Source organism: Sinorhizobium meliloti (assembly GCF_017876815.1).
Lineage (GTDB): Bacteria > Pseudomonadota > Alphaproteobacteria > Rhizobiales > Rhizobiaceae > Sinorhizobium > Sinorhizobium meliloti.
The window spans coordinates 511931-534706 of sequence record NZ_JAGIOS010000002.1 but is presented as its reverse complement, the minus strand read 5'-3'; the positions used below and the strand labels follow the sequence as shown (position 1 = coordinate 534706).

General features: G+C 61.8%; 30 protein-coding genes and 1 pseudogene. 13 read left to right on the top strand and 18 right to left on the bottom strand.

All coding sequences use genetic code 11. The features are described 5' to 3' along the window. Positions 1-4 precede the first annotated feature (4 nt). Together JOH52_RS21445 and JOH52_RS35930 are read right to left on the bottom strand one after the other, a co-directional pair. Entirely contained in the window at positions 5-1126 is a 1122-nt protein-coding gene (locus JOH52_RS21445) for an efflux RND transporter periplasmic adaptor subunit (protein ID WP_013850400.1), read from the bottom strand. 363 nt (positions 1127-1489) lie between these two features. Next, entirely contained in the window at positions 1490-2911 is a 1422-nt protein-coding gene (locus JOH52_RS35930; protein WP_164824580.1) for a M10 family metallopeptidase C-terminal domain-containing protein, read from the bottom strand. Between the two features lie 191 nt (positions 2912-3102). Between JOH52_RS35930 and JOH52_RS21435 the strand changes: the two genes are divergently transcribed. Beyond that, the gene (locus tag JOH52_RS21435; RefSeq protein WP_015008156.1) at positions 3103-3264 is read left to right on the top strand and encodes a hypothetical protein; all 162 of its coding nucleotides are present in this window, start codon (positions 3103-3105) and stop codon (positions 3262-3264) included. Between the two features lie 34 nt (positions 3265-3298). Here the strand turns inward: JOH52_RS21435 and JOH52_RS21430 are convergent, their stop codons facing one another. Then, positions 3299-4366 (bottom strand): ornithine cyclodeaminase, encoded by a 1068-nt coding sequence (locus tag JOH52_RS21430; RefSeq protein WP_013850402.1) that lies wholly within the window; start codon positions 4364-4366, stop codon positions 3299-3301. Between the two features lie 126 nt (positions 4367-4492). Between JOH52_RS21430 and JOH52_RS21425 the strand changes: the two genes are divergently transcribed. The 3 genes from JOH52_RS21425 to JOH52_RS21415 all read left to right on the top strand — a co-directional run bounded on the left by JOH52_RS21425 (position 4493) and on the right by JOH52_RS21415 (position 6424). Next, entirely contained in the window at positions 4493-4954 is a 462-nt protein-coding gene (locus JOH52_RS21425; RefSeq protein WP_010976141.1) for an Lrp/AsnC family transcriptional regulator, read from the top strand. A 76-nt stretch (positions 4955-5030) separates the two neighbouring features. Then, positions 5031-5651, top strand: a complete 621-nt coding sequence (locus JOH52_RS21420) for a DUF922 domain-containing Zn-dependent protease (protein WP_013850403.1) — start codon at positions 5031-5033, stop codon at positions 5649-5651. Positions 5652-5893: 242 nt separating this feature from the next. Then, the gene (locus tag JOH52_RS21415; protein WP_010976139.1) at positions 5894-6424 is read left to right on the top strand and encodes a DUF992 domain-containing protein; all 531 of its coding nucleotides are present in this window, start codon (positions 5894-5896) and stop codon (positions 6422-6424) included. On the opposite strand, the gene JOH52_RS21410 is transcribed toward JOH52_RS21415, so the two are convergent. The 5 genes from JOH52_RS21410 to cyoA all read right to left on the bottom strand — a co-directional run bounded on the left by JOH52_RS21410 (position 6408) and on the right by cyoA (position 11569). Next, positions 6408-7199, bottom strand: a complete 792-nt coding sequence (locus JOH52_RS21410) for an SURF1 family protein (protein ID WP_013850404.1) — start codon at positions 7197-7199, stop codon at positions 6408-6410. The two genes, JOH52_RS21415 and JOH52_RS21410, sit on opposite strands and share 17 nt — an antisense overlap. Positions 7200-7334: 135 nt before the next feature. Next, a complete protein-coding gene (cyoD, locus tag JOH52_RS21405; protein ID WP_010976137.1) occupies positions 7335-7736 on the bottom strand; it encodes a cytochrome o ubiquinol oxidase subunit IV in 402 nt (133 codons plus the stop codon). Continuing rightward, on the bottom strand, positions 7733-8365 hold the full coding sequence (cyoC, locus tag JOH52_RS21400; protein WP_010976136.1) for a cytochrome o ubiquinol oxidase subunit III: 633 nt from the start codon (positions 8363-8365) through the stop codon (positions 7733-7735). Before cyoC ends, cyoD begins: the two co-directional genes overlap by 4 nt. Next, a complete protein-coding gene (gene cyoB / locus JOH52_RS21395; protein ID WP_014527823.1) occupies positions 8362-10371 on the bottom strand; it encodes a cytochrome o ubiquinol oxidase subunit I in 2010 nt (669 codons plus the stop codon). Before cyoB ends, cyoC begins: the two co-directional genes overlap by 4 nt. 37 nt (positions 10372-10408) lie before the next feature. Further along, the gene (gene cyoA, locus JOH52_RS21390; RefSeq protein ID WP_010976134.1) at positions 10409-11569 is read right to left on the bottom strand and encodes a ubiquinol oxidase subunit II; all 1161 of its coding nucleotides are present in this window, start codon (positions 11567-11569) and stop codon (positions 10409-10411) included. A 299-nt stretch (positions 11570-11868) separates the two neighbouring features. On the opposite strand from cyoA, the gene JOH52_RS21385 reads away from it, so the two are divergent. The 3 genes from JOH52_RS21385 to JOH52_RS21375 all read left to right on the top strand — a co-directional run bounded on the left by JOH52_RS21385 (position 11869) and on the right by JOH52_RS21375 (position 13977). Further along, on the top strand, positions 11869-13209 hold the full coding sequence (locus JOH52_RS21385; protein ID WP_141333288.1) for an MFS transporter: 1341 nt from the start codon (positions 11869-11871) through the stop codon (positions 13207-13209). 207 nt (positions 13210-13416) lie between these two features. Further along, positions 13417-13605, top strand: a complete 189-nt coding sequence (locus JOH52_RS21380; RefSeq protein ID WP_013850407.1) for a DUF3008 family protein — start codon at positions 13417-13419, stop codon at positions 13603-13605. Between the two features lie 213 nt (positions 13606-13818). After that, positions 13819-13977: a hypothetical protein gene (locus tag JOH52_RS21375; protein WP_017272454.1), complete on the top strand. Its 159-nt coding sequence runs from the start codon at positions 13819-13821 to the stop codon at positions 13975-13977. Positions 13978-14015: 38 nt separating this feature from the next. Here JOH52_RS21375 and JOH52_RS21370 read toward each other — a convergent pair whose 3' ends face one another. Beyond that, positions 14016-14537: a sigma-70 family RNA polymerase sigma factor gene (locus JOH52_RS21370; RefSeq protein WP_010976130.1), complete on the bottom strand. Its 522-nt coding sequence runs from the start codon at positions 14535-14537 to the stop codon at positions 14016-14018. A 240-nt stretch (positions 14538-14777) separates the two neighbouring features. Between JOH52_RS21370 and JOH52_RS21365 the strand changes: the two genes are divergently transcribed. From JOH52_RS21365 to JOH52_RS21350, 4 genes are all read left to right on the top strand, one after another. Further along, positions 14778-15059 carry a DUF1236 domain-containing protein gene (locus JOH52_RS21365; RefSeq protein ID WP_010976128.1) on the top strand — a complete coding sequence of 94 codons (282 nt, stop codon included), beginning with the start codon at positions 14778-14780 and terminating at the stop codon, positions 15057-15059. A 131-nt stretch (positions 15060-15190) separates the two neighbouring features. Further along, positions 15191-15454 (top strand): hypothetical protein, encoded by a 264-nt coding sequence (locus JOH52_RS21360; protein ID WP_013850410.1) that lies wholly within the window; start codon positions 15191-15193, stop codon positions 15452-15454. A gap of 296 nt (positions 15455-15750) precedes the next feature. Then, positions 15751-16227 (top strand): CBS domain-containing protein, encoded by a 477-nt coding sequence (locus tag JOH52_RS21355; RefSeq protein WP_014530201.1) that lies wholly within the window; start codon positions 15751-15753, stop codon positions 16225-16227. Then, positions 16221-16481, top strand: a complete 261-nt coding sequence (locus tag JOH52_RS21350; RefSeq protein WP_010976125.1) for a DUF982 domain-containing protein — start codon at positions 16221-16223, stop codon at positions 16479-16481. Before JOH52_RS21355 ends, JOH52_RS21350 begins: the two co-directional genes overlap by 7 nt. Positions 16482-16524: 43 nt before the next feature. On the opposite strand, the gene JOH52_RS21345 is transcribed toward JOH52_RS21350, so the two are convergent. Then, the gene (locus JOH52_RS21345; RefSeq protein ID WP_014530202.1) at positions 16525-16827 is read right to left on the bottom strand and encodes a DUF6074 family protein; all 303 of its coding nucleotides are present in this window, start codon (positions 16825-16827) and stop codon (positions 16525-16527) included. Positions 16828-17664: 837 nt separating this feature from the next. Here JOH52_RS21345 and JOH52_RS36820 point away from each other — a divergent pair. Both JOH52_RS36820 and JOH52_RS36815 read left to right on the top strand, forming a co-directional pair. After that, the gene (locus tag JOH52_RS36820) at positions 17665-18183 is read left to right on the top strand and encodes a reverse transcriptase domain-containing protein (RefSeq protein WP_337925552.1); all 519 of its coding nucleotides are present in this window, start codon (positions 17665-17667) and stop codon (positions 18181-18183) included. Further along, on the top strand, positions 18102-18965 hold the full coding sequence (locus tag JOH52_RS36815) for a group II intron maturase-specific domain-containing protein (protein WP_337925554.1): 864 nt from the start codon (positions 18102-18104) through the stop codon (positions 18963-18965). Before JOH52_RS36820 ends, JOH52_RS36815 begins: the two co-directional genes overlap by 82 nt. 299 nt (positions 18966-19264) lie before the next feature. On the opposite strand, the gene JOH52_RS35180 is transcribed toward JOH52_RS36815, so the two are convergent. From JOH52_RS35180 to JOH52_RS36175, 8 genes and pseudogenes are all read right to left on the bottom strand, one after another. Continuing rightward, complete coding sequence (locus JOH52_RS35180; protein ID WP_014530205.1) at positions 19265-19468, bottom strand: type II toxin-antitoxin system PemK/MazF family toxin; 204 nt, start codon at positions 19466-19468, stop codon at positions 19265-19267. Positions 19469-19475: 7 nt separating this feature from the next. Further along, positions 19476-19628 (bottom strand): annotated as a pseudogene (locus JOH52_RS35175) (antitoxin MazE-like protein); the annotation flags it as partial. A gap of 158 nt (positions 19629-19786) precedes the next feature. Further along, positions 19787-20569 (bottom strand): SDR family oxidoreductase, encoded by a 783-nt coding sequence (locus JOH52_RS21325; protein WP_014530206.1) that lies wholly within the window; start codon positions 20567-20569, stop codon positions 19787-19789. Beyond that, on the bottom strand, positions 20566-20937 hold the full coding sequence (locus tag JOH52_RS21320; RefSeq protein WP_013850414.1) for a hypothetical protein: 372 nt from the start codon (positions 20935-20937) through the stop codon (positions 20566-20568). Before JOH52_RS21320 ends, JOH52_RS21325 begins: the two co-directional genes overlap by 4 nt. Before the next feature lie 103 nt (positions 20938-21040). Further along, positions 21041-21475: a low affinity iron permease family protein gene (locus JOH52_RS21315; protein ID WP_141333403.1), complete on the bottom strand. Its 435-nt coding sequence runs from the start codon at positions 21473-21475 to the stop codon at positions 21041-21043. 161 nt (positions 21476-21636) lie between these two features. Continuing rightward, positions 21637-21885 carry a DUF982 domain-containing protein gene (locus JOH52_RS21310; RefSeq protein WP_013850416.1) on the bottom strand — a complete coding sequence of 83 codons (249 nt, stop codon included), beginning with the start codon at positions 21883-21885 and terminating at the stop codon, positions 21637-21639. Beyond that, positions 21863-22144, bottom strand: a complete 282-nt coding sequence (locus JOH52_RS21305) for a DUF982 domain-containing protein (protein WP_003526277.1) — start codon at positions 22142-22144, stop codon at positions 21863-21865. The genes JOH52_RS21310 and JOH52_RS21305 overlap by 23 nt, the downstream gene beginning before the upstream one ends. A 109-nt stretch (positions 22145-22253) precedes the next feature. Then, the gene (locus JOH52_RS36175; protein WP_013850417.1) at positions 22254-22505 is read right to left on the bottom strand and encodes a DUF982 domain-containing protein; all 252 of its coding nucleotides are present in this window, start codon (positions 22503-22505) and stop codon (positions 22254-22256) included. Positions 22506-22776 lie beyond the last annotated feature (271 nt).

Sequence of the window (22776 nt, the reverse complement as noted above, 5' to 3'; positions counted from 1 at the left end):
CGGCTCAGCCACCCGTCGACGTTGCGGCTACAGCGTCGACCACGATCCCCGGCCGCACCTTGCCCACGCCCTCCGTTATGACGTTCTCGCCCTCCTTCAGCCCCTTGGCGACGACGGCTTGGCCGCGGCTGGAGCGGCTGACGTCGACGCGGCGAAGCTCGACCTTGGAATTGGCGTCGACCACCATGACGAAGGCGCCCTGCTGGTCGCGCTGGACCGCCTGCTGTGGTACGGCGAGCACGTCCTGCGGATCGGACTGCTCGAGAACGACCCTGACGAGCGTGCCGTCGAGAAGGGTCCCGCCGGGATTGGGAAACTCGGCGCGAACCGTGACGGTGTCGGTCCCTTGCGAGACCGTGCTCGCGACGAAGTCTATCGTGCCTTTCTCCGGGTAGTCGGTGCCGTTCGGAAGCGTGATGCTGACATTGGCGCCGCTCGACATCTCACCCTTTTCGACGCGCTCGCGGTAGGAGAAATAAAGAGAGGTCGCGACGGGAAACTCGACATAGATCGGGTCGAGGCGCGTCAGCGTCACCAGCGATCCACTGTCCGGCGCGACGAGGGCGCCGACATCGACCGTGGTCAGGCCGACGACGCCATCGAACGGCGCGAGGATCTTCGTGTAGGAAAGATTGAGTTCGGCATTCTGCTTGCTGCCCTTGAGGCGCAGGATATCGGCCTCGGCCTTTTTCACCTGTGCGTTCGCAGTGTCGAGCGTCGCCTGCGCAACCGTATTGGTGGCGATCAACCGCTGGGCACGGTCACGTTCGAGAACGGCGAGGTCCCGTTGAGCCTCCGCTGCCGCGATCGAACCGTCGATTTCCTGCAGGGCGGCGCGATAGGCACCGTCCTCCACCTGATAAAGCACCGTTCCCGCCGAGACCTTCTGCCCATCCTCGAAATTGACCTTCTCGAGGAAGCCGGACACACGGGCGCGGATGTCGACCTTCTGAACAGCAACGACCTTGCCCGTCAGATCCACGCTTTCGCGCAGGTCCATGATCGCGGCCGGCGCCACGGTGACGGCTGGAGGGGGCTGCTGTGCATAAGCGTTTCCCGCGACGATGCCGATGGTCGTGAGCAGCCCGCATGAAAGAGCCGCAGCCAGAACTCTCGAAACGCGCATGCAATGCTCCCCTGAACGGCTTGTGTGGGACCCGCATCGACCGAGTGGGATCTCAGCACTTTCCTCGATTCAAGTCACGCCGCAATTCAAGCGGCGCAACTTCAAATTGCTCCTGTTTTTCATGCTAGCCGCACGGTGGCGAATTGGAAAGGAGATTGTGTCCGCAAATCAGTCATGTAGGACGCTTCCGCAGTTCATCGGAGCCGGTTGCAGGCGCGCTCACGATTTGAGGTCGATCCGACCTCAAATCGGCGCGGTCTACAGGACGAAGTAGCCCTTCTGCAGCGTGACGGCGTCATCCAGATGTATGGCGAGGTCCGCTTTCCTGTCGCCGTAGATGTAGGTGTCGGAGACATCCCGGACCTAACGCAACTCGCCCTTCTTGCCGCCGAAGGCGGCAGTACCGGCGAAGAGAAACGCCTGATCGCCGGCGATCGACGTGTTGGCATCGATCGCGGAAAGATCGATCCGGTCGGATTTCGGCGTAAAATCAAAGATAGTGTCGCGTCCGGATGCTGCGGCGGTCGAATCCCAGAGCGCCTTGAACACGAAGCTGTCGGTTCCACTGCCCCCGTTCAAACGGTCCGCCCCCGCGCCCGCGTAAATCAGGTCGTTGCCGGTCTCACCGAAGATCTGGTCGTTGCCCTTTCCGCCGTAGAGCCTGTCGGAACCGGAGCCGCCGTAGAGCACGTCATTGCCCGTATCGCCGTTCAGCGTGTCGTTGCCAGCATAACCCCACAGCACATTGGTGGCTTGATTGCCGGTGATCGCGTCGCCGGCCGAGCCGCCCTTGACGTTTTCGATCAGAGAGCGCGTGTCGCCACGGTAGAGCAGCGCATTGAAGACGTTTCCGGCGGCAAAGCCGCCGTTCGGGCCGCCGTCGAGCCAGGCGAGTTGGTCGATGCTGAAGGTCGAAGCCTTGCCGGGCCTGAGATCGACCTTGAGAGCGGTCGTATAGGCCGTCAGATCGTAGGTGTCCTTGCCGCCGCCGTCCCATATGGTTGCGAAGATGCGGTTGGCGCCCGGCGAGATTCCGACGGCTCCATTGACGAAAGTGGCGCCGCTGCCGGGCGTCCACTTGTAGACCGTGTTGCCGCTATTGGTCGTGAAGTCGGCACCGTACATCTCCTGCAGCGCGGCAATGTCGCCCATCATGAAGGTCTGCGGTGCACCGAACTGCTCGTAGGAATAACTCCCGCCGGTGTCGGCACCGACATATGCCCTATAGGACAGGACGGAATATTCGATGGAATCGTACTGAGCCGGTGTGGCACCGTAGACGTCCGACTCGTGGCCGTGCTTCAGCCCGAGCGCATGACCGAGTTCGTGCAGGTGCGTGTGCCATGCATAGTTCCCGGCGACCGGCTTGCGATAGTCGTCCGCCGTGCCGGCATAGGCTGTGCCGAACCAAATGTCTCCTGCTGCCGCATGAAGCGCAGGAAGGTAGGCATAGGAGGTCTCCGCCAGCGCCGTCTGCGCAAAGCGGATTGTCGCGGTGCCGGCACTTCCCGGCGCGAAGCTGGCATTGGTGAAGCCCTCGACGGAAAAGCCGTCATTGGCCGCCGGGCCGAAGGATTGCTCCATGGCGAACAGGGCCGCATTTTTCTGTGCCGCCGATACCGAGGTAAAGCCGAAGTACTTTTCAAATCCGTAGGCGTAGCTTTTGGCCAAAGTCGGAAACGAATAGGTAATCGTTCCGGCCCAGGCAACTCTCGTCAGCAGCGAATCGACAACGTTGTTTCCAGTTGCTTTGGCGAACTTAAGGGACTTACCGGTGCCGCTCATTCAGGATTCCCGCTATTGTTGTGTCGACTGATTAGCAATTATCGCCGACACTGGCTACTGTTAATGTAACCAGATCGATAGGATTGGAGCGGTCAGTGACATTTCGCAAAGCGGTGCAGTTGCTTGCCCTGGGATTTTTGGCAATGTCTTCGCCTGCCGCGCAAGGCGCGATGAAGCCAAGCGGAGCGGAAATGCAAAAGCCACCCGACTATGAGCGGGCCGTGAGATCGGAATTCGAGGCAGTACGGGCGGAAAATACCGTGCAAGCCTACGAACGCTTCATCCGCCGTCATCCCGGCCATCACCTCGTTGGAGATGCCCGTAAGGCGATATCGCGTCTGCAGGGGCGGTGAGGCGGGCCGGACGGAAAACCCTTCCTGGAAGCGCTCAGATCGTTTCTTCGTTCTCTTTTGCCCTGAGCAACATGCCGAACAGGTCGCGCGGATCGTCGGGATCGGCGATCATGTCGAGATTCTGGTAGAAATCCGTGCCGGGAAGGCGGGCTCGCACGTAGCGGAGCGCCGAGAAATCCTCGATGGCGAAGCCGACGCTGTCGAAGAGGGTGATCTGGCGGGCATCGCGGCGGCCCTGCGCCTCGCCGGTGACGACCTTCCAGAGTTCGGTGACCGGAAAGTCCGGCGCCATTTGCTGGATCTCACCCTCGATGCGGGTCTGTGGCGGGTATTCGACGAAGACGTCCGAGCGCTTCAGGATATCGCGATGCAATTCCGTTTTGCCGGGGCAATCGCCGCCGATTGCGTTGATGTGGACCCCGGCGCCGACCATGTTGTCGGTGAGGATCGTGGCGAACTGCTTGTCGGCCGTACAGGTGGTAACGATCTCGGCGCCTTCGATCGCTTCCTGGGCGGACCTGCAAGACAGGATCTTGAGGCCGGAACCGTCGAGGTTGCGGGCGGCCTTCTCCGTTGCCCGAAGGTCGATATCGTAGAGCCGGATGGTGTCGATGCCGCAGACGGCCTTCATCGCCAGCGCCTGGAACTCGGCCTGGGCGCCGTTGCCGATCATCGCCATCGTGCGCGCACCCTTCGGTGCCAGGTGCCGTGCGGCCATCGCCGAGGTTGCGGCGGTTCTGAGCGCCGTCAGTATCGTCATCTCGGTAAGCAGCGCGGGATAGCCTGTCGAAACCTCGGCGAGCAGCCCGAAGGCGGTCACCGTCTGCAGCCCCTCGGCGGTGTTCTTCGGGTGGCCGTTGACATATTTGAAGCTGTAGACCCTGCCGTCGGAGGTCGGCATCAGTTCGATGACGCCGTCGCGCGAATGGCTGGCAACGCGCGGGGTCTTGTCGAAGCTCTCCCAGCGGCGGAAATCCGCCTCGATGGTGTCCGTGAGCTCTGCCAGAACCGTCTCGATGCCCAGGTGATGAACGAGGCGCATCATGTTGTCGACGCTGACGAAGGGCACCATGGCCTTGGCTGAAGGGAGCGGGGAGAACATGGAGGTTCCTCTTGGCGGCTTGCTGTATTCCAGGACAGGGTAGCGATTGAGCGCGCTGGTCGAAAGCGCAAAGATGTGCTATTTTCGGCACCGAACTGAGCAATTTTTCCAGTCGGATTGTGCAATATGAGCAGAACAGGAGTTGGCGATTCAGCAGTTGCAAAATACACCCCGGATGATCTGGACCGCCGGATCATTGCGCATCTGCGCGCTGATGGGCGGGCATCGCTTTCCAAACTTTCCGACGCGCTGGGCGTGGCGCGCGGCACTGTGCAAAATCGCCTGGACCGCCTGCTCGAGACCGGGACGCTTCTCGGGTTCACGGTGCGCGTCAGGGAAGACTACGACGTCAACACGGTTCATGCGGTGATGATGATCGAGGTTGTGGGGAAGTCCACGACGCAGGTGGTTCGCAAACTGCGCGGCATGCCCGAGATCTTTACGCTGCACACCACCAACGGCAACTGGGATCTGGTCGCCAACATACGGGCGGCCAATCTCTCCGAATTCGACCGGATCCTGCGCGAGGTGCGGATGATCGACGGCGTCGCCAACAGCGAGACCAGCCTCCTGTTGAGCAGCGTCTGACCGGCAGCAGCCGCGTAGGGGCAGATCGGGACGATTGAAAGCCGTGCCCATCCCCGTTAGGTTGCGCCCGCATTCAATGAAGGTTTTCGTGGGGGTTGGCTTGGCGGGCCGTCGAACTTGTTTTCTGTTGGCCTGTGTTCTCATGACGCCGGCGGCTGCCCGGGCGGAATGGCAGGCGGTCGAAAAGATCAAGACCTACGCGATCACCGGGCAGTCCGGACCGGAGCTCTACGCTTCCATCGGCGAACGAGGACCGCAGGTGGGCGGCCTCGGGCGCGCGATCGCCCATACGAGCTTCAAACTCACCTGGAGGCGGAAATACGAGGAGCGAGACGGGGCCTGCGTGCTCGCGTCGGCGCTGCCGAAGCTCACCATCACGTATACGCTGCCGGAGCTTGCCGGAAAGCTGCCGGCCGGGATCGAGACGCACTGGCAGACCTTCATCGCCGGCGTGAAAAAGCATGAACTGGTCCATGGCGACTTCATCAAGGAGATGGTGAGCGCCATCGAGGCCGCCACCGTGGGCCTCACCGTTGCCGACGATCCCCAATGCCGCAAGATCAAATCCGAAATGACGAAGCGGCTCGGCGAAATCTCCCGCGCGCAAAGACAGAAGAGCCGCGACTTCGACAAGGCCGAGCTCAGCGACGGCGGCAATGTTCACCAGCTCATCCTCAATCTCGTGAACGGCGGCTGATGCGCGTGGCAGATCCGTTCGAGGCGGCGCGCTTGAGGCTTTGGCCGAAAGGCAACACTTCTGCGCAAAAGCAAGATGTTGTCGAGCCTGCCTCCGAATTGTCTCAATGCAACGAAAACGTGAGCCCGCCTGAGTGGCAGGCATAGCGGCACGAAATCTTTCCGTGCAGCTGACATTACTGAATTTGTTTCGGACGATCGGCCGGGGTTTCTGCCGATGATGAGCCGAAAAGGAGAAGATGCATGAAGAAGACTCTCGCCATGGCGTTTTCCGCGGTCACGATCGCGTTTGCCGCCGCGGGCGCCAATGCGGCCGATCTGACCTATCAGGAGCCGGCGCCGCCGCCGGCGATGCAGGACGCGCGCGGCGGTGTGAAGATCGGCTATCTGGAATGCGACATCGGCGGCGGCGCCGGCTACGTGCTCGGTTCGTCCAAAGAGGTCGAGTGCGCCTTCCGGTCGCTGGGCGGCGATGTGATCGAGGATCGCTACACGGGTGAAATTCGCAAACTCGGGATCGACGTGGGTTTCACGATGCGCAGCCGGTTGATCTGGGCCGTGTTCGCGCCGACGGCAGGCTACCACCATGGTTCTCTGAGCGGTATCTATAAGGGCGCGAGCGCCGAGGCGACGCTCGGTGCGGGTGTGGGCGCCAATGTCCTCGTCGGCGGCACCTCCGGCTCGATCCACCTCCAGACGGTCAGCGTCACCGGCCAGCTCGGTCTCAACGTCGCGGCCGCGGGCACGTCGATGACCCTCAACTCCGCGAATTGATGTCTTCGCCGGCGCGGCCGTTACGCCGCGCCGGGACCGATCTCCTCGCCGACCTCCACAAAATCACCAGCATACCCACCGTCATGGCCGCGAGACCGTACCAGGTGACGGCATAAACGAGGTGATTGTTGGGAAAGACGACGCGCGTCAGTCCGCCGACGGGGAGCCCGCCGCGATTCGGGCTGGCATCCGCGTCGACGAAGTAGGGCGCGACCTCGGAGAGGCCACGCGCCGCAGCGATCGCACCCACGTCGCGCGAATACCAACGGTTTTCCCCGGGCCTGTTCGACTGCAGGAGCGAGCCGTCAGGCTCGTCCATGCGCATGAGGCCGGTGACCTTCGCTTCGCCCTCGATCTGGCCTTCCCGCCGCGTCGATGCCTCACGCCTCTCCGTCGGTACGAAGCCGCGGTTCACGAGCACCGTCGTCCCATCGGCAGCTGCAAGGGGCGTCACAACCCAATAGCCGGCGCCGCGTTCGGTTGCGGCATAGACCAGCGTTTCCTTATCGTTGAGGAAGCGGCCCTGGAGAGCGACGTGCCGGTATTCGTCTCGCGCGGCGTTGACGTTCGGCCAGTCGTTGCGGGGCGGCACAGGCATGGGTGCCGCGTGGACGCGCTCCTCGACCCGGGCGATCAGGTCGAGCTTCCAGGAGAGGCGCTTGAGCTGCCACGTGCCGAGCGCAGCAAAAGCCGCGATGAGCAGGAGGCCGAGGATGCTGAGGATCGCAAGCGAGAGCCGGGAGTGCGGGCTGGAGGTGAGTTCGGTGTCGCTCATGACGTTCTTGCTTCGAAGCGGAACCAATATGATCGAGGCTTGCGCCCCCTCATCCGGCTGCCGCCACCTTCTCCCTGCATGCGGGGAGAGGGTTAGTCCTCGGGTTAAACCCGAGGAGAGGGGCGAAGTCCCGATTCACGGCATGTTCTTCATCATTTCCGGGCTCATCGGCATCATGTTCGTGTTCAGATGATGCATGACCCAGAGCGAGCCGGAAAGCGCGATGGCGACGAGAAGGATCGTGAAGATCAACGCCATCATCGTCCAGCCGCCCTCGGAACGGGTGTTCATGTGCAGGAAGAAGATCATGTGGACGACGATCTGGACGGCGCCGAGGGCCATGATGATCGCGGCGGTGAGGACGGCGCTGTCGAGAATGTCGGCCATCACCAGCCAGAAGGGGATCGCGGTCAGGATGACGGAGAGGACGAAGCCGGTCGCGTAACTCTTCAGCGTTCCGTGTCCCGCGTCGTGACCATGGCTGTGGCCGTGATGGGCCTCGAAAGCGTCCTCGTGCGAAGGTGCGTGCGTACTCATCCGAGAACTCCCATCAGATAGACGAAGGAAAAGACGCCGATCCAGACGACGTCGAGGAAGTGCCAGAACATCGAAAGGCACATGAGGCGGCGCTTGTTTTCCGGGATCAGTCCGCGCTTTGCGACTTGCGCCATGAGCACGAACATCCAGACGATGCCGGCGGTCACGTGCAGGCCGTGCGTGCCGACGAGCGTGAAGAAAGACGACAGGAAGGCGCTACGCTGCGGTCCGGCGCCCTCATGGAGCAGATGCGCGAACTCGTAGAACTCGAGCCCGACGAAGGCGATGCCGAAGAGCGCGGTGACGGCCATCCAGGTGAGCGTCGCTTTTTTCTCGTAACGTTCCATCGCCAGCATGGCGAAGCCGTAGGTGATCGAGGAGAAAAGCAGCATCGACGTGTTCACCGCGACGAGCGGCAGGTCGAAGAGATCGGCGGGCGAGGGGCCGGCGGCATAGTTGCGGCCGAGAACCGCATGGGTGGCGAAGAGAACCGCGAAGATCAGGCAGTCGCTCATCAGATAGAGCCAGAAGCCGAGCATCGTGCTCCCTTCGGGGTGATGCTCCTCCGTCAGGTAGAAGGCCGGCGCCTGTCCCTCATCGAGCGCGCGTTCGGTATGGAACTCGGTCATGCTTGCACCTCGGCGGCAAGCGCTTCGGTCCGCTTGCCCTCTGTGTCGGCGACGACGTTTGCGGGAATGTGGAAGTCGCGGTCATAATTGAAGGTGTGGCCGATGGCGATCGCCGCCATGGCGACGAAGGAGAGGATCACCAGCCACCACATGTACCAGACCATGGCGAAGGCGAAGACGACGCTGATCGCTCCGAGGATGACGCCTGTGCCGGTGTTCTTCGGCATGTGGATCGGCTTAAAGCCTACAAGCGGCCGGCTGTGGCCGCGCTTTTTCATATCCCACCAGGAGTCCTGATCGTGGACGAGCGGGGTGAAGGCGAAGTTGTAATCCGGTGGTGGCGAGGCGGTCGACCATTCGAGCGTGCGCCCGTCCCAGGGGTCGCCGGTCGTGTCGCGCAGCTCTTCGCGCCTCACGAAGCTGACGACGAGCTGGATCAGCATCGACAGGATGCCGAGCGCGATCAGGAAGGCGCCGAAGGCCGCGATGACGAACCAGATCTGCAGCGAGGGATCCTCGAACTGGCTGACGCGGCGCGTGACCCCCATGAGCCCGAGCACGTAGAGCGGCATGAAGGCGAAGTAGAAGCCGGTCAGCCAGAACCAGAAGGACATCTTGCCCCAGAACGGATCGAGCCTGAATCCGAAGGCCTTCGGGAACCAGTAGACGACGCCTGCCATCAGCCCGAAGACGACGCCGCCGATGATGACATTGTGGAAGTGGGCGATGAGGAACAGCGAATTGTGCAGGACGAAATCGGCCGGCGGAACGGCAAGCAAGACGCCGGTCATGCCGCCGAGGACGAAGGTCACCATGAAACCGATGGTCCACAGCATAGGCACCTCGTAGCGGATGCGGCCGCGATACATGGTGAAGAGCCAGTTGAACATCTTCGCTCCGGTCGGGATCGAGATGATCATCGTCGTGATGCCGAAGAAGGCGTTGACGCTCGCACCCGAGCCCATGGTGAAGAAGTGGTGCAGCCAGACGATGTAGGAGAGGATGGTGATGACGACCGTGGCATAGACCATCGAGGCATAGCCGAAGAGCCGCTTGCCGCAGAAGGTCGCGACGACTTCCGAGAAAATGCCGAAGGCCGGCAGGATGAGGATGTAGACCTCCGGATGGCCCCAGATCCAGATGAGGTTGACATACATCATCGGATTGCCGCCGAGGTCGTTGGTGAAGAAGTTCGTGCCGGCATAGCGGTCGAGCGTAAGCAGCGCCAGCGTCGCGGTCAGCACCGGGAAGGTGGCGACGATCAGCACATTGGTGCAGAGCGACGTCCAGGTGAAGACCGGCATCTTCATCATCGTCATGCCGGGGGCGCGCATCTTCACGATGGTGGCGATGAGGTTTATCCCCGACAGCGTCGTTCCGATGCCGGCGATCTGCAGGCCCCAGATGTAATAGTCGACCCCGACGCCGGGGCTGTAGTCCGCGCCCGACAGCGGCGGATAGGCAAGCCATCCGGTCCGCGCGAACTCGCCGACGAAGAGCGACAGCATGATGATGATCGCGCCGGCCGTCGTCATCCAGAAGCTGAAATTGTTGAGGAAGGGGAAGGAGACGTCGCGCGCGCCGATCTGCAGCGGCACGACGAAGTTCATCAGCCCCGTCACGAAGGGCATCGCCATGAAGAAGATCATGATCACGCCGTGTGCGGTGAAGACCTGGTCGTAGTGATGCGGCGGCAGGTAGCCTTCCGAGCCGCCGAAGGCCATCGCCTGCTGCAGCCGCATCATGATCGCGTCGGAAAATCCGCGCAGCAGCATCACCAGCGCGAGAATGATGTACATGATGCCGATCTTCTTGTGGTCGACGCTCGTCAGCCAGTCGCGCCAGAGCGTCCCCCAGAAGCGGTAATAGGTGATGAGGCCGATCAGCGCGATGCCGCCGAGCGCGACGGCGAGAAAGGTCACGACGAGGATCGGCTCGTGATAAGGGATCGCGTCGAGGGTAAGCCGGCCGAAGATGAGCTTCAGAAAATCTGGATCGGAGAACATCGGAAACCTGTTCAATCGTTGGCGCAACGCGCCGTGTTCAATGGTTGAGCTGCGGCGGTGCCGGATCGCTCTGATGGTTCATGCCCGGCATCGAGTGTCCCTCGTGTCCTCCCATGGGCATATCGTGCTGCATCGGCTCCTCGGCGCCAGTGCCCTGCGGCTCCTGCTGGCTGCGCGCGGGTGTGCCCGTCGCCGGGTGCGTTGCGGCCGGTGCTCCTTCCGCCAGGGAATGCCTGTTGTCGTATTCCAGCTTTTCCCGGTTCTCGGCGCTCTCCTTGCCGGCGCCCCCCATCATGTCGATGTGCATCATCTCCTCCATGCACATCTTGCCGGGTGTGACGCATAGATTGAGGATTGCCCGATACAAGCCGTCCTCGACCGCGGCGTAATAGCGGACCGGCTCCCTTTCGCTCGGCTTTTCGAGCTTCAGATAGGCGTCGCGGTTGAGCGCGGTTCCCTGCGCCTTCACCCGCGCGACCCAATCGTCGAAGCCCTGCCGGTCGAGCCCGTGGAACTTGAAGCGCATGTGGGAAAAGCCGTCGCCGCTGTAATTGGCCGAGAAGCCTTCATATTCGCCCGGCTTGTTGATCACCGCGTGGAGCTTTGTTTCCATGCCCGGCATCGCATAGATCTGGCCGGCAAGGGCCGGAATATAGAAGGAGTTCATCACCGAGGAGGCGGTGATCTTGAAATGGATCGGAACGTCGACGGGCGCTGCGAGCTCGTTGACGGCCGCGACCCCGAGGTCGGGATAGAAGAACAGCCATTTCCAGTCGAGCGCCACGACCTCGACGGTGAGCGGTCTGGCATCCGCGGGGATCGCCCTTTCCGCATCCAGCCGGTCGAGCGGTCGATAGGGGTCGAGCTTGTGCGTGCTGATCCAGGTAATCGCCCCGAGCGCGATGATGATCGCAAGCGGTGCCGACCAGATCACCACCTCGAGCGCCGTCGAGTGGTGCCACTCCGGATCGTAGGTGGCGCTCGTGTTGGACCGCCGATACCGCCAAGCGAAGAAAAGCGTCAGGAAAACGACCGGGACGATGATCAGCAGCATGAGGATCGTCGATATGACGATCAGATCGCGTTGCTGCGCAGCGATATCGCCGGATGGCGACATCACCACCATGTCGCATCCCGCCATCACGAGGAAAAGCGGCAAAACGGCGAGGCGGCGGGAAAACTTCAACAGTTCTGGCACGGCTCGGAGCTCTATTTTGTTTCGACGGCCCTGCGACTAAAGTAGAGTGGATGGGAAAGGTATGAGGTCGATGGTCGCACTGCAGCAATCCGCCGCAGTCGTTTTGCGACGCAGCATCTTCCGCCGCTTGCAGACAGTGAGGACGTGAAACGCATTATTTCGCGTTTCTCCCCTTGATATGAACGGTTGATTGGTCAAGATCCCTCCAAGGGAGCCTTGCGCTCTCATCTTGAGAGTACGAGCGGGTGCGGCGGAACACCGCATGTTCTTAGCCCCCGTGCGAGCGCGGGAGGCGTTTGATGAGCAGTGCAATGCAACAGTCCCTGGGACCGTCGTCCTCTTCGATGGAGCGCGACGCGCGGCGCATTCACGACGACACGCCCGTATCCGCCGGCAATATCGCCATCGGCGTCGTCATCGGCCGGGCAGCGGAATTCTTCGACTTCTTCGTCTATGGCATAGCCTCGGTGGTCGTCTTTCCGCAGCTCTTCTTTCCTTTCGCCCCCGATCGGCTGACGGCGACGCTCTACTCCTTCGCCATTTTTTCGCTCGCCTTCGTTGCAAGACTGGTCGGTTCGCTGGTCTTCATGGCCATCGACCGGACTTACGGCCGAGGCGTCAAGCTGACGATCGCACTTTTCCTTCTCGGAGGCTCGACGGCCTCGATTGCCTTCCTGCCGGGCTATGCGACGCTCGGCGCCTGGTCCATCGTGCTCCTTGCCGTCTTTCGTCTCGGTCAGGGTTTTGCGCTTGGCGGCGCCTGGGACGGGCTCGCCTCGCTTCTCGCTCTGAACGCGCCGCAGCACCATCGCGGCTGGTACGCGATGATTCCGCAGCTGGGCGCGCCCCTCGGCTTCATGCTCGCCAGCGCCCTCTTCGCCTATTTTCTCGTGTCGATTTCGGAAGCGGACTTTCTCGCCTGGGGTTGGCGCTACCCGTTCTTCGTAGCCTTTGCGATCAACGTCGTCGCGCTGTTCACGCGCCTGCGGCTCGTCATGACCAAGGAATTCGGAACGCTGCTCGACCTGCACGAACTTCAGGCGGCCCGGGTCACGGAAGTGCTCAGGGTAAATGGAGGCAACGTCCTCGTCGGCGCCTTCGTCCCGCTTGCAAGCTTCGCTCTCTTCCATCTGGTGACCGTGTTTCCGCTCAGCTGGGTGGAAATCTACACGGATCATGGCGCAAGTTCGTTCCTGATGGTGCAGTTCCTCGGCGCGGTCTGCGGCATCCTCGCCATCATCGCTTCCGGGCTGATTGCCGATCGTATCGGCCGGCGCAATCACCTCGGAATTTGCGCGGTCCTGATCGCGATCTTCAGCTTCGTCGCCCCGGTGCTGCTCCAGGCTGGCGCCACCGGTCGCGATGTCTTCGTGATCGTCGGCTTCACGATCCTAGGCCTCTCCTTCGGCCAGGCCGCCGGAGCCGTTGCGTCGCGCTTCGGCAAGGCCTACCGCTATACGGGGGCGGCGCTCACCTCGGACCTGTCCTGGCTGATCGGCGCAGGCTTTGCGCCGCTGGTGGCACTAGGGCTGACCAGCCGCTTCGGGCTCGCCTTCGCGGGCTACTATCTTCTCTCCGGCGCCCTTTGCACGATCCTCGCGCTGGTCTTCAGCAAGAAACTGGAGATCGACAACGAATAGAGGAAATCGGGACGGAAGCGCCTTCGTTCCCGTCCCGCCATGTGCCCCCGAGCTTCCGTCATTGTTTCCGCCGACCAGAACCGTAAAGCTCGCTCGAACGGCGGAACATAATCGAGTCTCGCCGGTTCCGGCAGCGACGCGCGGTGCGGGAGCGAACTGGTTCCGTGCATTGCGGTGAGTGCCATGCACCGAAAGGAGAAAGGAGCCATGCCTGCAAAGTCGAAGGCGCAGCAGAAGGCCGCCGGCGCGGCCCTTGCCGCCAAACGAGGCGAGAAGAAGAAGAGCGAACTCAAGGGCGCCTCTAAGGGCATGGAAGAGTCCATGACCGAGAAGGAACTCGAGGAAATGGCCTCGACCAAGCGCAAGGGAAAGAAGGAACACGTCTCGGACAAGTAACCGCGCATGCTGAAAGCGCGGTGCGCTTGCGGAACGCGTCGGTAAACGGTATTCGGGCCGAGGTATAAAGTTTCCGGTTTACCCTCACGGTCGGAAGAATGTTTCAGCTCACCATGGCTGTAGCCCTTTCACGCCCGCCGTTTTGATGATTTACAGCGGTAAGCGGGAACAATATTCTGTAGCAGGATCCGGGTCGTGATTAAGGACGGGCGAATGGACGATAGCAGGGCTTCCGCGGATGCGGACGCGGAAAAAGCCGTTGACGAGCGGATTGCACTGCTCGTCCAGAAGATGCGCACGGAAGCGGTCCCGGAGCGACTTCTCGAACTGGCGCGGGAGTTGCAAAAGGCCCTTGACGATCGGAAGCGCTAACCGGAAGCCGGTTTGCCAGCACAGAGCCGCCCGTCCGCTCAGTTCAGCGGATTTCCGTGCATTTGCGCCGTCAGTTCGTCGCGTGCCCGGCTGAGCCGGCTCTTGATCGTACCGATCGCGCAGTCGCATATGTCAGCGGCTTCCTTATAGCTCATTCCGAACCCGGCAACGAGCACGAGGACTTCGCGGTGCTCCGGTGAAAGAGCCCCAAGCGCGCTGCGTAGCTCGCCGTTGAGGACGGACCACTCCTGCGACGGCGCGGTTGGAATCGGCAATTCGGCGCAATTGGTGCTCCCCGGGCTTTCCCGCGTGCGAATCTTGTACTGCGTGCGAAACGCATTGCGCATGATCGTGAACAGCCAGGACTTGAGACTCGTGCCGGGCTCGAACTGCTCGATGCTTCTCAGCGCCCGGAGCAATGTCTCCTGCACGAGGTCGTCGGCCTCGAACGACGCTGACGTGAACGTACGCGCGAACGCCCGCAGAGCGGGAATCAGATCGACGACTTGCTCCTCAAGCAACGGTGATTGTCGCGATGCGTGACCGCCGATAGCAGGCATGTCGAATATTGCCCTTCTGCCTATGATGATTTCTCCAGGTGACGTTAGGAAATGCCTTTCCGGCCCTTTGGTTCCTGAGGCTCTGGGGATATTTCCGGGCGCGCATCAATCCGGCACCTGATCATACGGCCATTCACGCGGAGATATGCCGGCAACTCCGCCGCCCGCCCACGGGAACCAAAAGCGACGTCACCAGTTTGAGTGGTCTAGGGACATCCAGTTGAGTGGAAGGAGAACGCCATGAAGAGAATTGCCTCTATGACTGCTGCCCTGCTTTTGATCGGCTCATCGGCCGTCGCGCAGACGACGGTCGTCCTGCCGGGCGAAGTAAGAACCTATGTAATGGAGCAGAACACGCCTTCGATCGCCTACGAAGGTGAGATCGTGGTCGGGCAACCGATTCCCGAAACGGTGGAGATTCACACGATTCCGGACCAGCCCGATTTTGCCTATGCCATCGTCAACGATAAGCGCGTTGTCGTAAATCCGAAGACGCACACGGTCGTGGAAGTCTTGCAGTAGCTTTGCGCGTCTGACGGAGACGCGGCGCTGTAGGTGCGCAGCATGCATGCGCAAGTCTGCTTCGTGCGGTTCCTATCCCCTGAATCACGAGCGTGGCGGTTGGCGCCGCCACGCAAGCCTCTGGGGGCACCATGGAAAATCAAAGAATCGAGTTTCGGCTGGCGGCGCAAAGAGAAATCCTTGTTGCCGTTCTATCCGCGCTTTACCGCCACAAGGACGTCTGGGCGGAGATCAACCGTGCCCTGGAAGATGTCCCGATCGTTCAGGACCATGAGGAAGATCCCGGCGTCGTACCCTCGGAAGCCTTTGCCAGGCAGAACGCGATGACGACGGAAATCGCTTCCATCCTGCAGGATGCGAGGGCCCGGACGGATCTGGATCCTGAGCCGCTCTGAGACGGCCGCCCGGGCGATTAGACCGGAACCCCTTCTACCTTCGTGCGTTAACCGAAAGGCTGCGTTTTCAGCCCCCGCATGTCCACGCAAGAGAAGGGAGCGTATCGTGCGCGTTCGACTGAAACAGAAGCGTCCGAAATTTGCCCGGCCGCCTGAAAATCCAAATCCGAAGAAATCTGGGCGGAATACCTGGCAACCTCAGGTTATTGTCCCTTACCGGGTCGACCTCACTCTCAAGAAGTCGACGGCAGATGAAGTGGCAGTTCCGGCCTCGATCAATGGGAGGAGTCTCATCGATGGCCGGCTATGAAGACAAGATGATCCGTGTTCGGGATGTAATGTCTCGACAGGTTTTCACCGTTTCGCCCACCGATACGGCGCAATCCGTCGCCCGGCTAATGGCTGAGACAGGGGTTGGCGCGGTGCCTGTGGAAACGCCGGGTGTCGGAACGATCCTCGGGATCGTCACGGATCGGGACATAGTCACCTCCGTGGTCGCACAAGGGCTGTCCAGTTCGACGGCCGTGTTCGAGTTCATGACGGTCGCCGCCGAATCCTGCGAGGAGGACGACAGCCTCCTGCTTGCCGCCCAGAAGATGCACAACCTGCGAATCCGACGTCTCGTCGTCGTCAACGGGAAGCGACACGCGGCCGGCATCGTGGCTCTTGGGGACATCAGCCGGGCCAATCCGGAACTAGGCGGTCTCGTTCTCGAGGGGATCAACCGGCCTGCCCCCGTCGATACCCAGCTTGAAGGAATGTCGACATGCTGACGCAGGATCGTCTCTGGAGCGAAGCGGTGATTCTGGAGGCAGGTGAAAACCGTGTCCTCCGGGTACAAAGCACCCGTGACGCTTTTCTTTGCCTCAAAAATCACTGGCCGATTGCCGACGGAGAAGCAAAGCGCGATGCCTTCGCGGCCTGCGAGCGGGTGATCGACGGGGATGACGAGCCCGATGTCGCACGCACCGCCTTCATTAAGGCCGCCGAGGAAGCGCAGTTCAGCGTACACAGCTGGACCGGGTGATCGATCAGGTCCGCGTTACAAAGACTGCTGAATGATCAAAGGATCATGGGCGGCTATCGGAGCGGTTCCGGGCCGGCGGCTCCTGATAGCGTCCGGCGATAGCGATCTGGACTTCCGCCTGGAACGCGAGGACCTCGTTTCGGATCTCGTCCTCCCGAAGACCCAGTGCGGAAAGCTGCTCGGCGAGCTTCCGGCATTCGCTTTTCCAGTAGCGGACTGCAGCGGCCCCATGTATCCGGTCGAGTTCACGCGCGCAGCGGTCGACATCGCTGGCGCGTGCCGCCAGAGGAAACGCGACTACTTCGCCGCCCCGGACCACGGTTCGTTCACCAAACTCAACTGCCATCGAATCACCTTACGTTCATCACCAGCCACCTCTATCGGCTAGATGGTTAACGATTCATTCGCCGCGATCGCTTGCCCCTCTTCGGCGGTATTGTCCGGGAAAAATCCGGGCGCAACAACTTTATCCGGTGCTAGAGCGGGAAGAGGAAAAGTGTGTGCGGTTTTCCGCCCGGATCCCGCGTCTCAACTTCTTGGAATCGATCACGTTCATGTTTTTAGGTCGCCCCGACCTAAAAACATCGTGATCTAAGGGAACAAACGCATCGCTGCACGGTTTGACAGTCGGATCGCGTGGAACAAGTTCCCTCTCCGCAAAGCCCCTACGGATCCACGCGCTCCTCAATAATAACGAACAAAATAGTAGGCCCCGCCACCCCGGGCGGGGCCTTTTCCTGTGGTGCGCCCGGCATGGGCGCATTCCTGCGGGTGGAAGTCCCGCCACGAGCTGGTCACAGCGAGTGAAGTGAAGCGCAACTGCGTGAGGGTGACCGAGCGTGGGGAGGAAGCGTGGAGCGTAAACCGCGTGCCGATGAACAAGAACCGGATATGAGGCGGTGCCGACCAGGGCGAGCGGGCCATGAACCGCGAAGCTCTCGTGACCAAGGGGCGGCGGCGTAGATCCGGCGGTGGTGCGGTGAAGGAATGCGTTCTTACCCGGGGAGATCTCGCCTTGCGCCTGAAAGGGCGACGGTGTCGAGCCGGAGCGAGAAGTCAGCAGAGGTCGTAGTAGCCGTATCCGCGGCGAAGGACCGAACGAAGAGGAGTGCTTGAGGCATAGCGATGCAGGAAGCCAGGCATCAGATGCCCGCGAGAGCGGGGCGGTCCGGGGGGAGACAGGGTGAAGCCCTGTCTGAACCGGGCAGCGATGAAGCGACCTGCCCGCGCTGTGACGCGCAGCACAGGGCCGGGGCTGCTGGAAGCGGCCCTGGCGCGCGAGAACCTGCAAAGAGCTTGGAAACGGGTGAAGGCCAACAAGGGCGCGGCTGGTGCGGACGGTCTGTCCATCGAGGCGACCGCGGCTCATCTGCGCACGGCGTGGCCTGGCATCCGCGAACGGGTTCTGGCGGGAACGTACCGGCCGATGCCGGTGCGACGGGTGACGATCCCGAAACCGGATGGGGGCGAGCGCGAGCTCGGCATCCCGACGGTGACGGATCGCTTGATCCAGCAGGCGCTGCTGCAAGTGCTGCAGCCGCTCCTTGATCCCACTTCCAGCGAGCACAGCCACGGCTTCCGGCCGGGCCGTAGTGCGCATGGGGCCGTGCTTGCGGCGCAATCCCTTGTGCAGTCGGGCCGGCGGATTGTCGTGGACGTCGACCTGAGAAGTTCTTCGACCGGGTCAACCACGACATCCTGATCGACCGCCTCAGCAAACGGATATCGGACAAGCGGGTTATCCGCCGGATCCGGGCCTATCTGAACAGCGGCATCATGGACCATGGCGTGGTCCAGGAGCGGGTGATGGGCACGCCGCAAGGCGGGCCGCTGTCGCCGCTTCCGGCCAATGTGCTGCTCGATGAGGTGGATAAGGAACTGGAACGCCGGGGCCATTGCTTCGTGCGCTATGCGGACGACTGCAACGTTTACGTTGGCAGTCGCAAGGCGGGCGAACGGGTCATGGCGCTTCTGCGGCGGCTTTACGGACGGCTGCACCTGACGATCAACGAGGGCAAGAGCGCGGTTACCACTGTGTTTGGCCGCAAGTTCCTCGGCTTCAGCTTCTGGCGGGGCCGGGATGGCGCGGTCAAGCGGCGGGTGGCCGACAAGCCGCTCAAGGCGTTCAAGCGCCGCGTCCGGCAACTGACCCGCCGTTCGGGCGGGCGCAGCATGGCGGAAGTGGCCGAGCGCCTGCGCGTCTATGTTCTGGGTTGGAAAGCCTACTTCCGGCTGGCACAAACTCCAAGGCTCTTCAAGGAGCTGGAGGAGTGGATGCGTCACCGGGTGCGCGCGATCCAGCTCAAGCACTGGAAGCGTGGCAAGACCACCTACAAGGCCCTGCTTGCCAAGGGCGCCAAGCCCGAAGTGGCACGGCAGATCGCGGTCAACAGCCGCAGATGGTGGCGCAACAGCGGCATGTTGCTCAATTCGGTCCTAACCCTCAGGTGGATGGATGCCCTCCGTATCCCCCGCCTCGCCTGACCTCAACTCTTCGAACCGCCCGGTGCGGACCCGCATGCCGGGTGGTGTGGCAGGGGCGCGGTCACAACGGCCGCCCCCTATGCCGATCGGATTTGCTTGTTGAATTCCCGCTTTGTCACGATCGCGAACCCCATGGCTCTTTCGCAAGAAATGCTCTGACAGCGCACTCCCGAAGGAAACGCATATCAGGCAAGACCAAATAAGCGGCGAGCGAGCGACGGAAAGCATCGTTTCGTCGTCTAGCCGGCCGAAAGGCGGGCCGAGTTTTTCTCGTTTCACCGACATGGCCTTGTCGATCATTATCTGTGACGGTTACCAAGCCCACTCTCCGGCGTCGGTCGTACCGTTGGCCACAACAGAGGGGCATCGAGCAACGCTTCCGACACCAGCAGCACAGTCACCGTGCCGGTGTCCTCGAACAAATCAGCCTGAATGATCAGGGCAGGCCGGGGCTTCCCGAAGTCCACCGGCAGGGCGATGGTAACGAGATCGCCACGCTTCATGCATCACGGACAGAGCGACGTCAATGAAGGCATCCAGGTCGCGGGCGGCAGCATCAGCCGAGGCGACCGCCTCCGCCTGGCGCCGGCACTCGTCGGCAAAACCTGGGCGGCGGTTATCCGGAATCCATATTTGCACGGGGCGCAACCCGGCCGCCCGCAGCGCGTCTCGGCGCTTTTTTACTCGTTAAGTGACAGGCGTCGGCACGACGGAACTCCGATCGATATAACGTATAGGAGCGCAGCAGACAGAGAGCTGTCTTTGTTCCACCCCAAAAGTAAAACGCTCAAATCATTGCAGGAACTTGACGCTGGGAGCGGTTACCGTAGCAGGCCCTGGCCGCCGTCGATCCAGACGGGACTTCCGGTCACGTGGCGCGCCCGCTCGGAAACGAGGAAACGGATGAGCTCCGCCACGTCTTCGCTACGCCCGGGTTGCCCGTCGGTGATAGGCACCTGCCCCTCCGGCCATTCGACGGGAATTGCCGTTTCCTCTTCGTGGCGCAGCTTGGTGTTGTCGCCGATGTTCGTCTCGATCTCACCGGGGCAAACGGCGTTGACCCGGATGTGGTGCTTACCGAGCTCCAGCGCCAATTGCTGAACGATCGCAACCTGTGCCGCCTTGGTAGCAGTGTAGGCCGTGGCGCCCGGTGTCGTGAAGGTCCGGGTGCCATTGATCGACGAAACGACCACGATGGCGCCGCCCCCTCGCTGTTTCAGGTAGGGAACCGTCAGATGAAGGGTCAGGAATGTGCCGCGCAGATTGACGGCGATCGTCTCGTCCCATTCGAAAGGCTTCAGGTCGTCGATCGGCGCCCAGACGCCATTGATGCCGGCATTGGCGACGACGATATCTAAATGGCCGAACTTGAGCACAAGATCCCTGACTGCATTGCGCACCTGCAGCTCATCGGAGACATCCGCCTCGAGCGCAATGGCTTGGCCGCCGGCACCGACGATCTCGTCGGCAAGTTCCTCCACCTCCGTGCGAGTGCGCCCCAGCGCTCCGACTTTCACGCCGTCTGCGGCAAGCGCAAGCGCGGTGGCTCTGCCAATGCCGGATCCGGCACCGGTGATCAAGGCAACGGGCGACGACTGGTTCATGGCTTGCCGTTCTTCGCGCGGTCGGTCGGGATGGTGGAAACCGTGACGGATACCGGATCGCTGGCGGGGAATGTGTCCTCGAGGCCCTCGTCGAGCTGCCTTTCCATTTCATCCGTGTCCTTCGCGCCGCGTGCGCTGCGGTGGATTTTCGAGGTGTCCCGGGACTCCTCGATCGCGCTGCAATCGGCGCTCGCGAGCTCACGCATGACGGCTTGCGCCCTTTCGATGGCGTTGAGCCGGTTGAGGTTTGCGGCCGCGTCGCTGCGCATCGAGACTGAGACGATCTCACCGCCTTCGCCGACGAACTCGACCGTAAAGCCGGCTTTTCCACCCTGTTCGGGGATAACCTGTGTACCAACAAGATGCATAGGGCACCTCCTCGCTCGCTGCGGCGCTTCGCTGCCGCATTGGGTTCTGCGGTTGCCCGCCATTCGTCAGGCAAACGGATGCGGCGGATTTTGGTTCCGACGCCTAGCTCCGGGCCGGCGGCCGCCGGCTGATAACATTCGAGACCTTTTCTCGAAGCGTATGATCATCGTCATCGTCATCGTCATCGTGAGCGTGCTGCTGGAGGATCTCGGCCAGGCGTTTCAGCTCTTTTTCGTCCAGCCTTTCGATGCCTACATAACTGTTCTCAGCCGCGCTGGTGAGAATGAGCTCGTCGAGCTTCGCCTGCAGCGCCCGGCCGTCCCGGTTCTGCGTGTTCTGAAGGACGAAGACCATCAGGAAGGTGACGATCGTCGTGCCGGTATTGACGACGAGTTGCCACGTCTGGGAAAAACCGAAGATCGGGCCTGTGAGGCCCCATACGGCTATCGATATAAGGGCGAGGACAAAGACCGCCGGGCGCCCGGAATATTCCGCCACCGTACTTGCAAACCTGCTGAAACCATTGGCCTTTGGCATCGGGTATCCCACGTTTGTTGATCCGCTGATCAACACGCAAGCAGGCGAAGAGTTCCCATTCGACGCCAAGCTCCGTCAGCCGCGCAACGCTCCGTAGGCAGGTTGAATCGGTGCGCATGCGTGCGGGAAACGCATTCGGTTCTCCTCCCGCTCAATACGGGTCAGCTTACGATATTGACCTGCGCCTCTTTCGCGGCAGCGACGAAGGCCGCCCGCGCGACGTAAGCCGGGGATTCGCGTTCGAGCACCGCCATGCAGATGTCGATTGCCGCCTGGTAAGCCTGGCCGTGGCTCACCGGCCAGCGCTTCGTCAGCAACTCGACCGCCTGACGGGTGTTCGACACCATGTGGATCTGCGGATCATCGGGCATCCGCACGGGGACGCATTCATTCCAGGGGCCGGGGTCCATGACCTTCCTCCTGCAGCGGCACGACCGTCAGAAAGGCTTCCCGCAAAGCGGCGATGAAGGCAGCCCGCGCGTCTTCCGGCCTCTTTCTGCGCTTGAGCGCCGCATTGCAGGCGCGTATGGCGCAGCCGTAATAGGCGCCGTCCCGGACCGGCCATTCGCTTTGGAGGCAGTGCATCGCGTCGAGCGGGCCGACAACCGTGCGGCACCTGCCGTCGAGCATGTTGATATTGACGGGCTTGCTCCATGGGATCTCGTACATCGTTCTTCCTCGCCCAATCCGAAGCCGCCAGCACGGCGCCTCCCGCGTCCCACTCCGAAACTCGATCGACCGCGTCTTTCGACGCGTTTGAACCTAAAATTGTCTTGGTCTAATGGCTGCGGATCGAAATATGTGCCTCTTCCGCTGCCTTTATAAAGGCCCTGCGGGCTCTTTCGGTCTTTACCTTGCCATCCAGAGCCTGAAGGCATACGCGCTTGGCTGCGGCCAGCGCCGGTCCATCCCGGCGCGGCCACCGCTGCAGCAGGCATTCTACGGCCTCGCGCGTGCTTTTCACGTCGCGATATTTGCCCTCGGTTCCCAGTTCCAATTCGACACTCTTATCCCACCAGAAACAATGCATGACGCCTAGCCTCGCGGGTTGTTGCCGGTTGGAAATGAAACTTGGGAGAAGGGCTTTTGGTTCCGCCGCAAGCAGGCGGCTGCCCCTTGACGCAAGGCGCGGCATCGCTAAGTAAGAGGCGTCCCGCTCTTGGACATCGGAATGCGGGATGAACATTGGTGCCGGGCCCCTCTGGCGAGAGTTTACGGCGCTCTCGTGATGTCGGTACCGCCAGCAAGTCACGCCGGCGGATATAGCTACCATGAAAACTGATCTCATGCCTCACGCATGT

Coding starts and splice junctions, on each gene's coding strand:
- JOH52_RS21445 (WP_013850400.1), bottom strand. CDS start 1,126: ATGCGCGTTTCGAGAGTTCTGGCTGCGGCTCTTTCATGCGGGCTGCTC.
- JOH52_RS35930 (WP_164824580.1), bottom strand. CDS start 2,911: ATGAGCGGCACCGGTAAGTCCCTTAAGTTCGCCAAAGCAACTGGAAAC.
- JOH52_RS21435 (WP_015008156.1), top strand. CDS start 3,103: ATGCAAAAGCCACCCGACTATGAGCGGGCCGTGAGATCGGAATTCGAG.
- JOH52_RS21430 (WP_013850402.1), bottom strand. CDS start 4,366: ATGTTCTCCCCGCTCCCTTCAGCCAAGGCCATGGTGCCCTTCGTCAGC.
- JOH52_RS21425 (WP_010976141.1), top strand. CDS start 4,493: ATGAGCAGAACAGGAGTTGGCGATTCAGCAGTTGCAAAATACACCCCG.
- JOH52_RS21420 (WP_013850403.1), top strand. CDS start 5,031: ATGAAGGTTTTCGTGGGGGTTGGCTTGGCGGGCCGTCGAACTTGTTTT.
- JOH52_RS21415 (WP_010976139.1), top strand. CDS start 5,894: ATGAAGAAGACTCTCGCCATGGCGTTTTCCGCGGTCACGATCGCGTTT.
- JOH52_RS21410 (WP_013850404.1), bottom strand. CDS start 7,199: ATGAGCGACACCGAACTCACCTCCAGCCCGCACTCCCGGCTCTCGCTT.
- cyoD (WP_010976137.1), bottom strand. CDS start 7,736: ATGAGTACGCACGCACCTTCGCACGAGGACGCTTTCGAGGCCCATCAC.
- cyoC (WP_010976136.1), bottom strand. CDS start 8,365: ATGACCGAGTTCCATACCGAACGCGCGCTCGATGAGGGACAGGCGCCG.
- cyoB (WP_014527823.1), bottom strand. CDS start 10,371: ATGTTCTCCGATCCAGATTTTCTGAAGCTCATCTTCGGCCGGCTTACC.
- JOH52_RS21385 (WP_141333288.1), top strand. CDS start 11,869: ATGAGCAGTGCAATGCAACAGTCCCTGGGACCGTCGTCCTCTTCGATG.
- JOH52_RS21380 (WP_013850407.1), top strand. CDS start 13,417: ATGCCTGCAAAGTCGAAGGCGCAGCAGAAGGCCGCCGGCGCGGCCCTT.
- JOH52_RS21375 (WP_017272454.1), top strand. CDS start 13,819: ATGGACGATAGCAGGGCTTCCGCGGATGCGGACGCGGAAAAAGCCGTT.
- JOH52_RS21370 (WP_010976130.1), bottom strand. CDS start 14,537: ATGCCTGCTATCGGCGGTCACGCATCGCGACAATCACCGTTGCTTGAG.
- JOH52_RS21365 (WP_010976128.1), top strand. CDS start 14,778: ATGAAGAGAATTGCCTCTATGACTGCTGCCCTGCTTTTGATCGGCTCA.
- JOH52_RS21360 (WP_013850410.1), top strand. CDS start 15,191: ATGGAAAATCAAAGAATCGAGTTTCGGCTGGCGGCGCAAAGAGAAATC.
- JOH52_RS21355 (WP_014530201.1), top strand. CDS start 15,751: ATGGCCGGCTATGAAGACAAGATGATCCGTGTTCGGGATGTAATGTCT.
- JOH52_RS21350 (WP_010976125.1), top strand. CDS start 16,221: ATGCTGACGCAGGATCGTCTCTGGAGCGAAGCGGTGATTCTGGAGGCA.
- JOH52_RS21345 (WP_014530202.1), bottom strand. CDS start 16,827: ATGGCAGTTGAGTTTGGTGAACGAACCGTGGTCCGGGGCGGCGAAGTA.
- JOH52_RS35180 (WP_014530205.1), bottom strand. CDS start 19,468: ATGAAGCGTGGCGATCTCGTTACCATCGCCCTGCCGGTGGACTTCGGG.
- JOH52_RS21325 (WP_014530206.1), bottom strand. CDS start 20,569: ATGAACCAGTCGTCGCCCGTTGCCTTGATCACCGGTGCCGGATCCGGC.
- JOH52_RS21320 (WP_013850414.1), bottom strand. CDS start 20,937: ATGCATCTTGTTGGTACACAGGTTATCCCCGAACAGGGTGGAAAAGCC.
- JOH52_RS21315 (WP_141333403.1), bottom strand. CDS start 21,475: ATGCCAAAGGCCAATGGTTTCAGCAGGTTTGCAAGTACGGTGGCGGAA.
- JOH52_RS21310 (WP_013850416.1), bottom strand. CDS start 21,885: ATGGACCCCGGCCCCTGGAATGAATGCGTCCCCGTGCGGATGCCCGAT.
- JOH52_RS21305 (WP_003526277.1), bottom strand. CDS start 22,144: ATGTACGAGATCCCATGGAGCAAGCCCGTCAATATCAACATGCTCGAC.
- JOH52_RS36175 (WP_013850417.1), bottom strand. CDS start 22,505: ATGCATTGTTTCTGGTGGGATAAGAGTGTCGAATTGGAACTGGGAACC.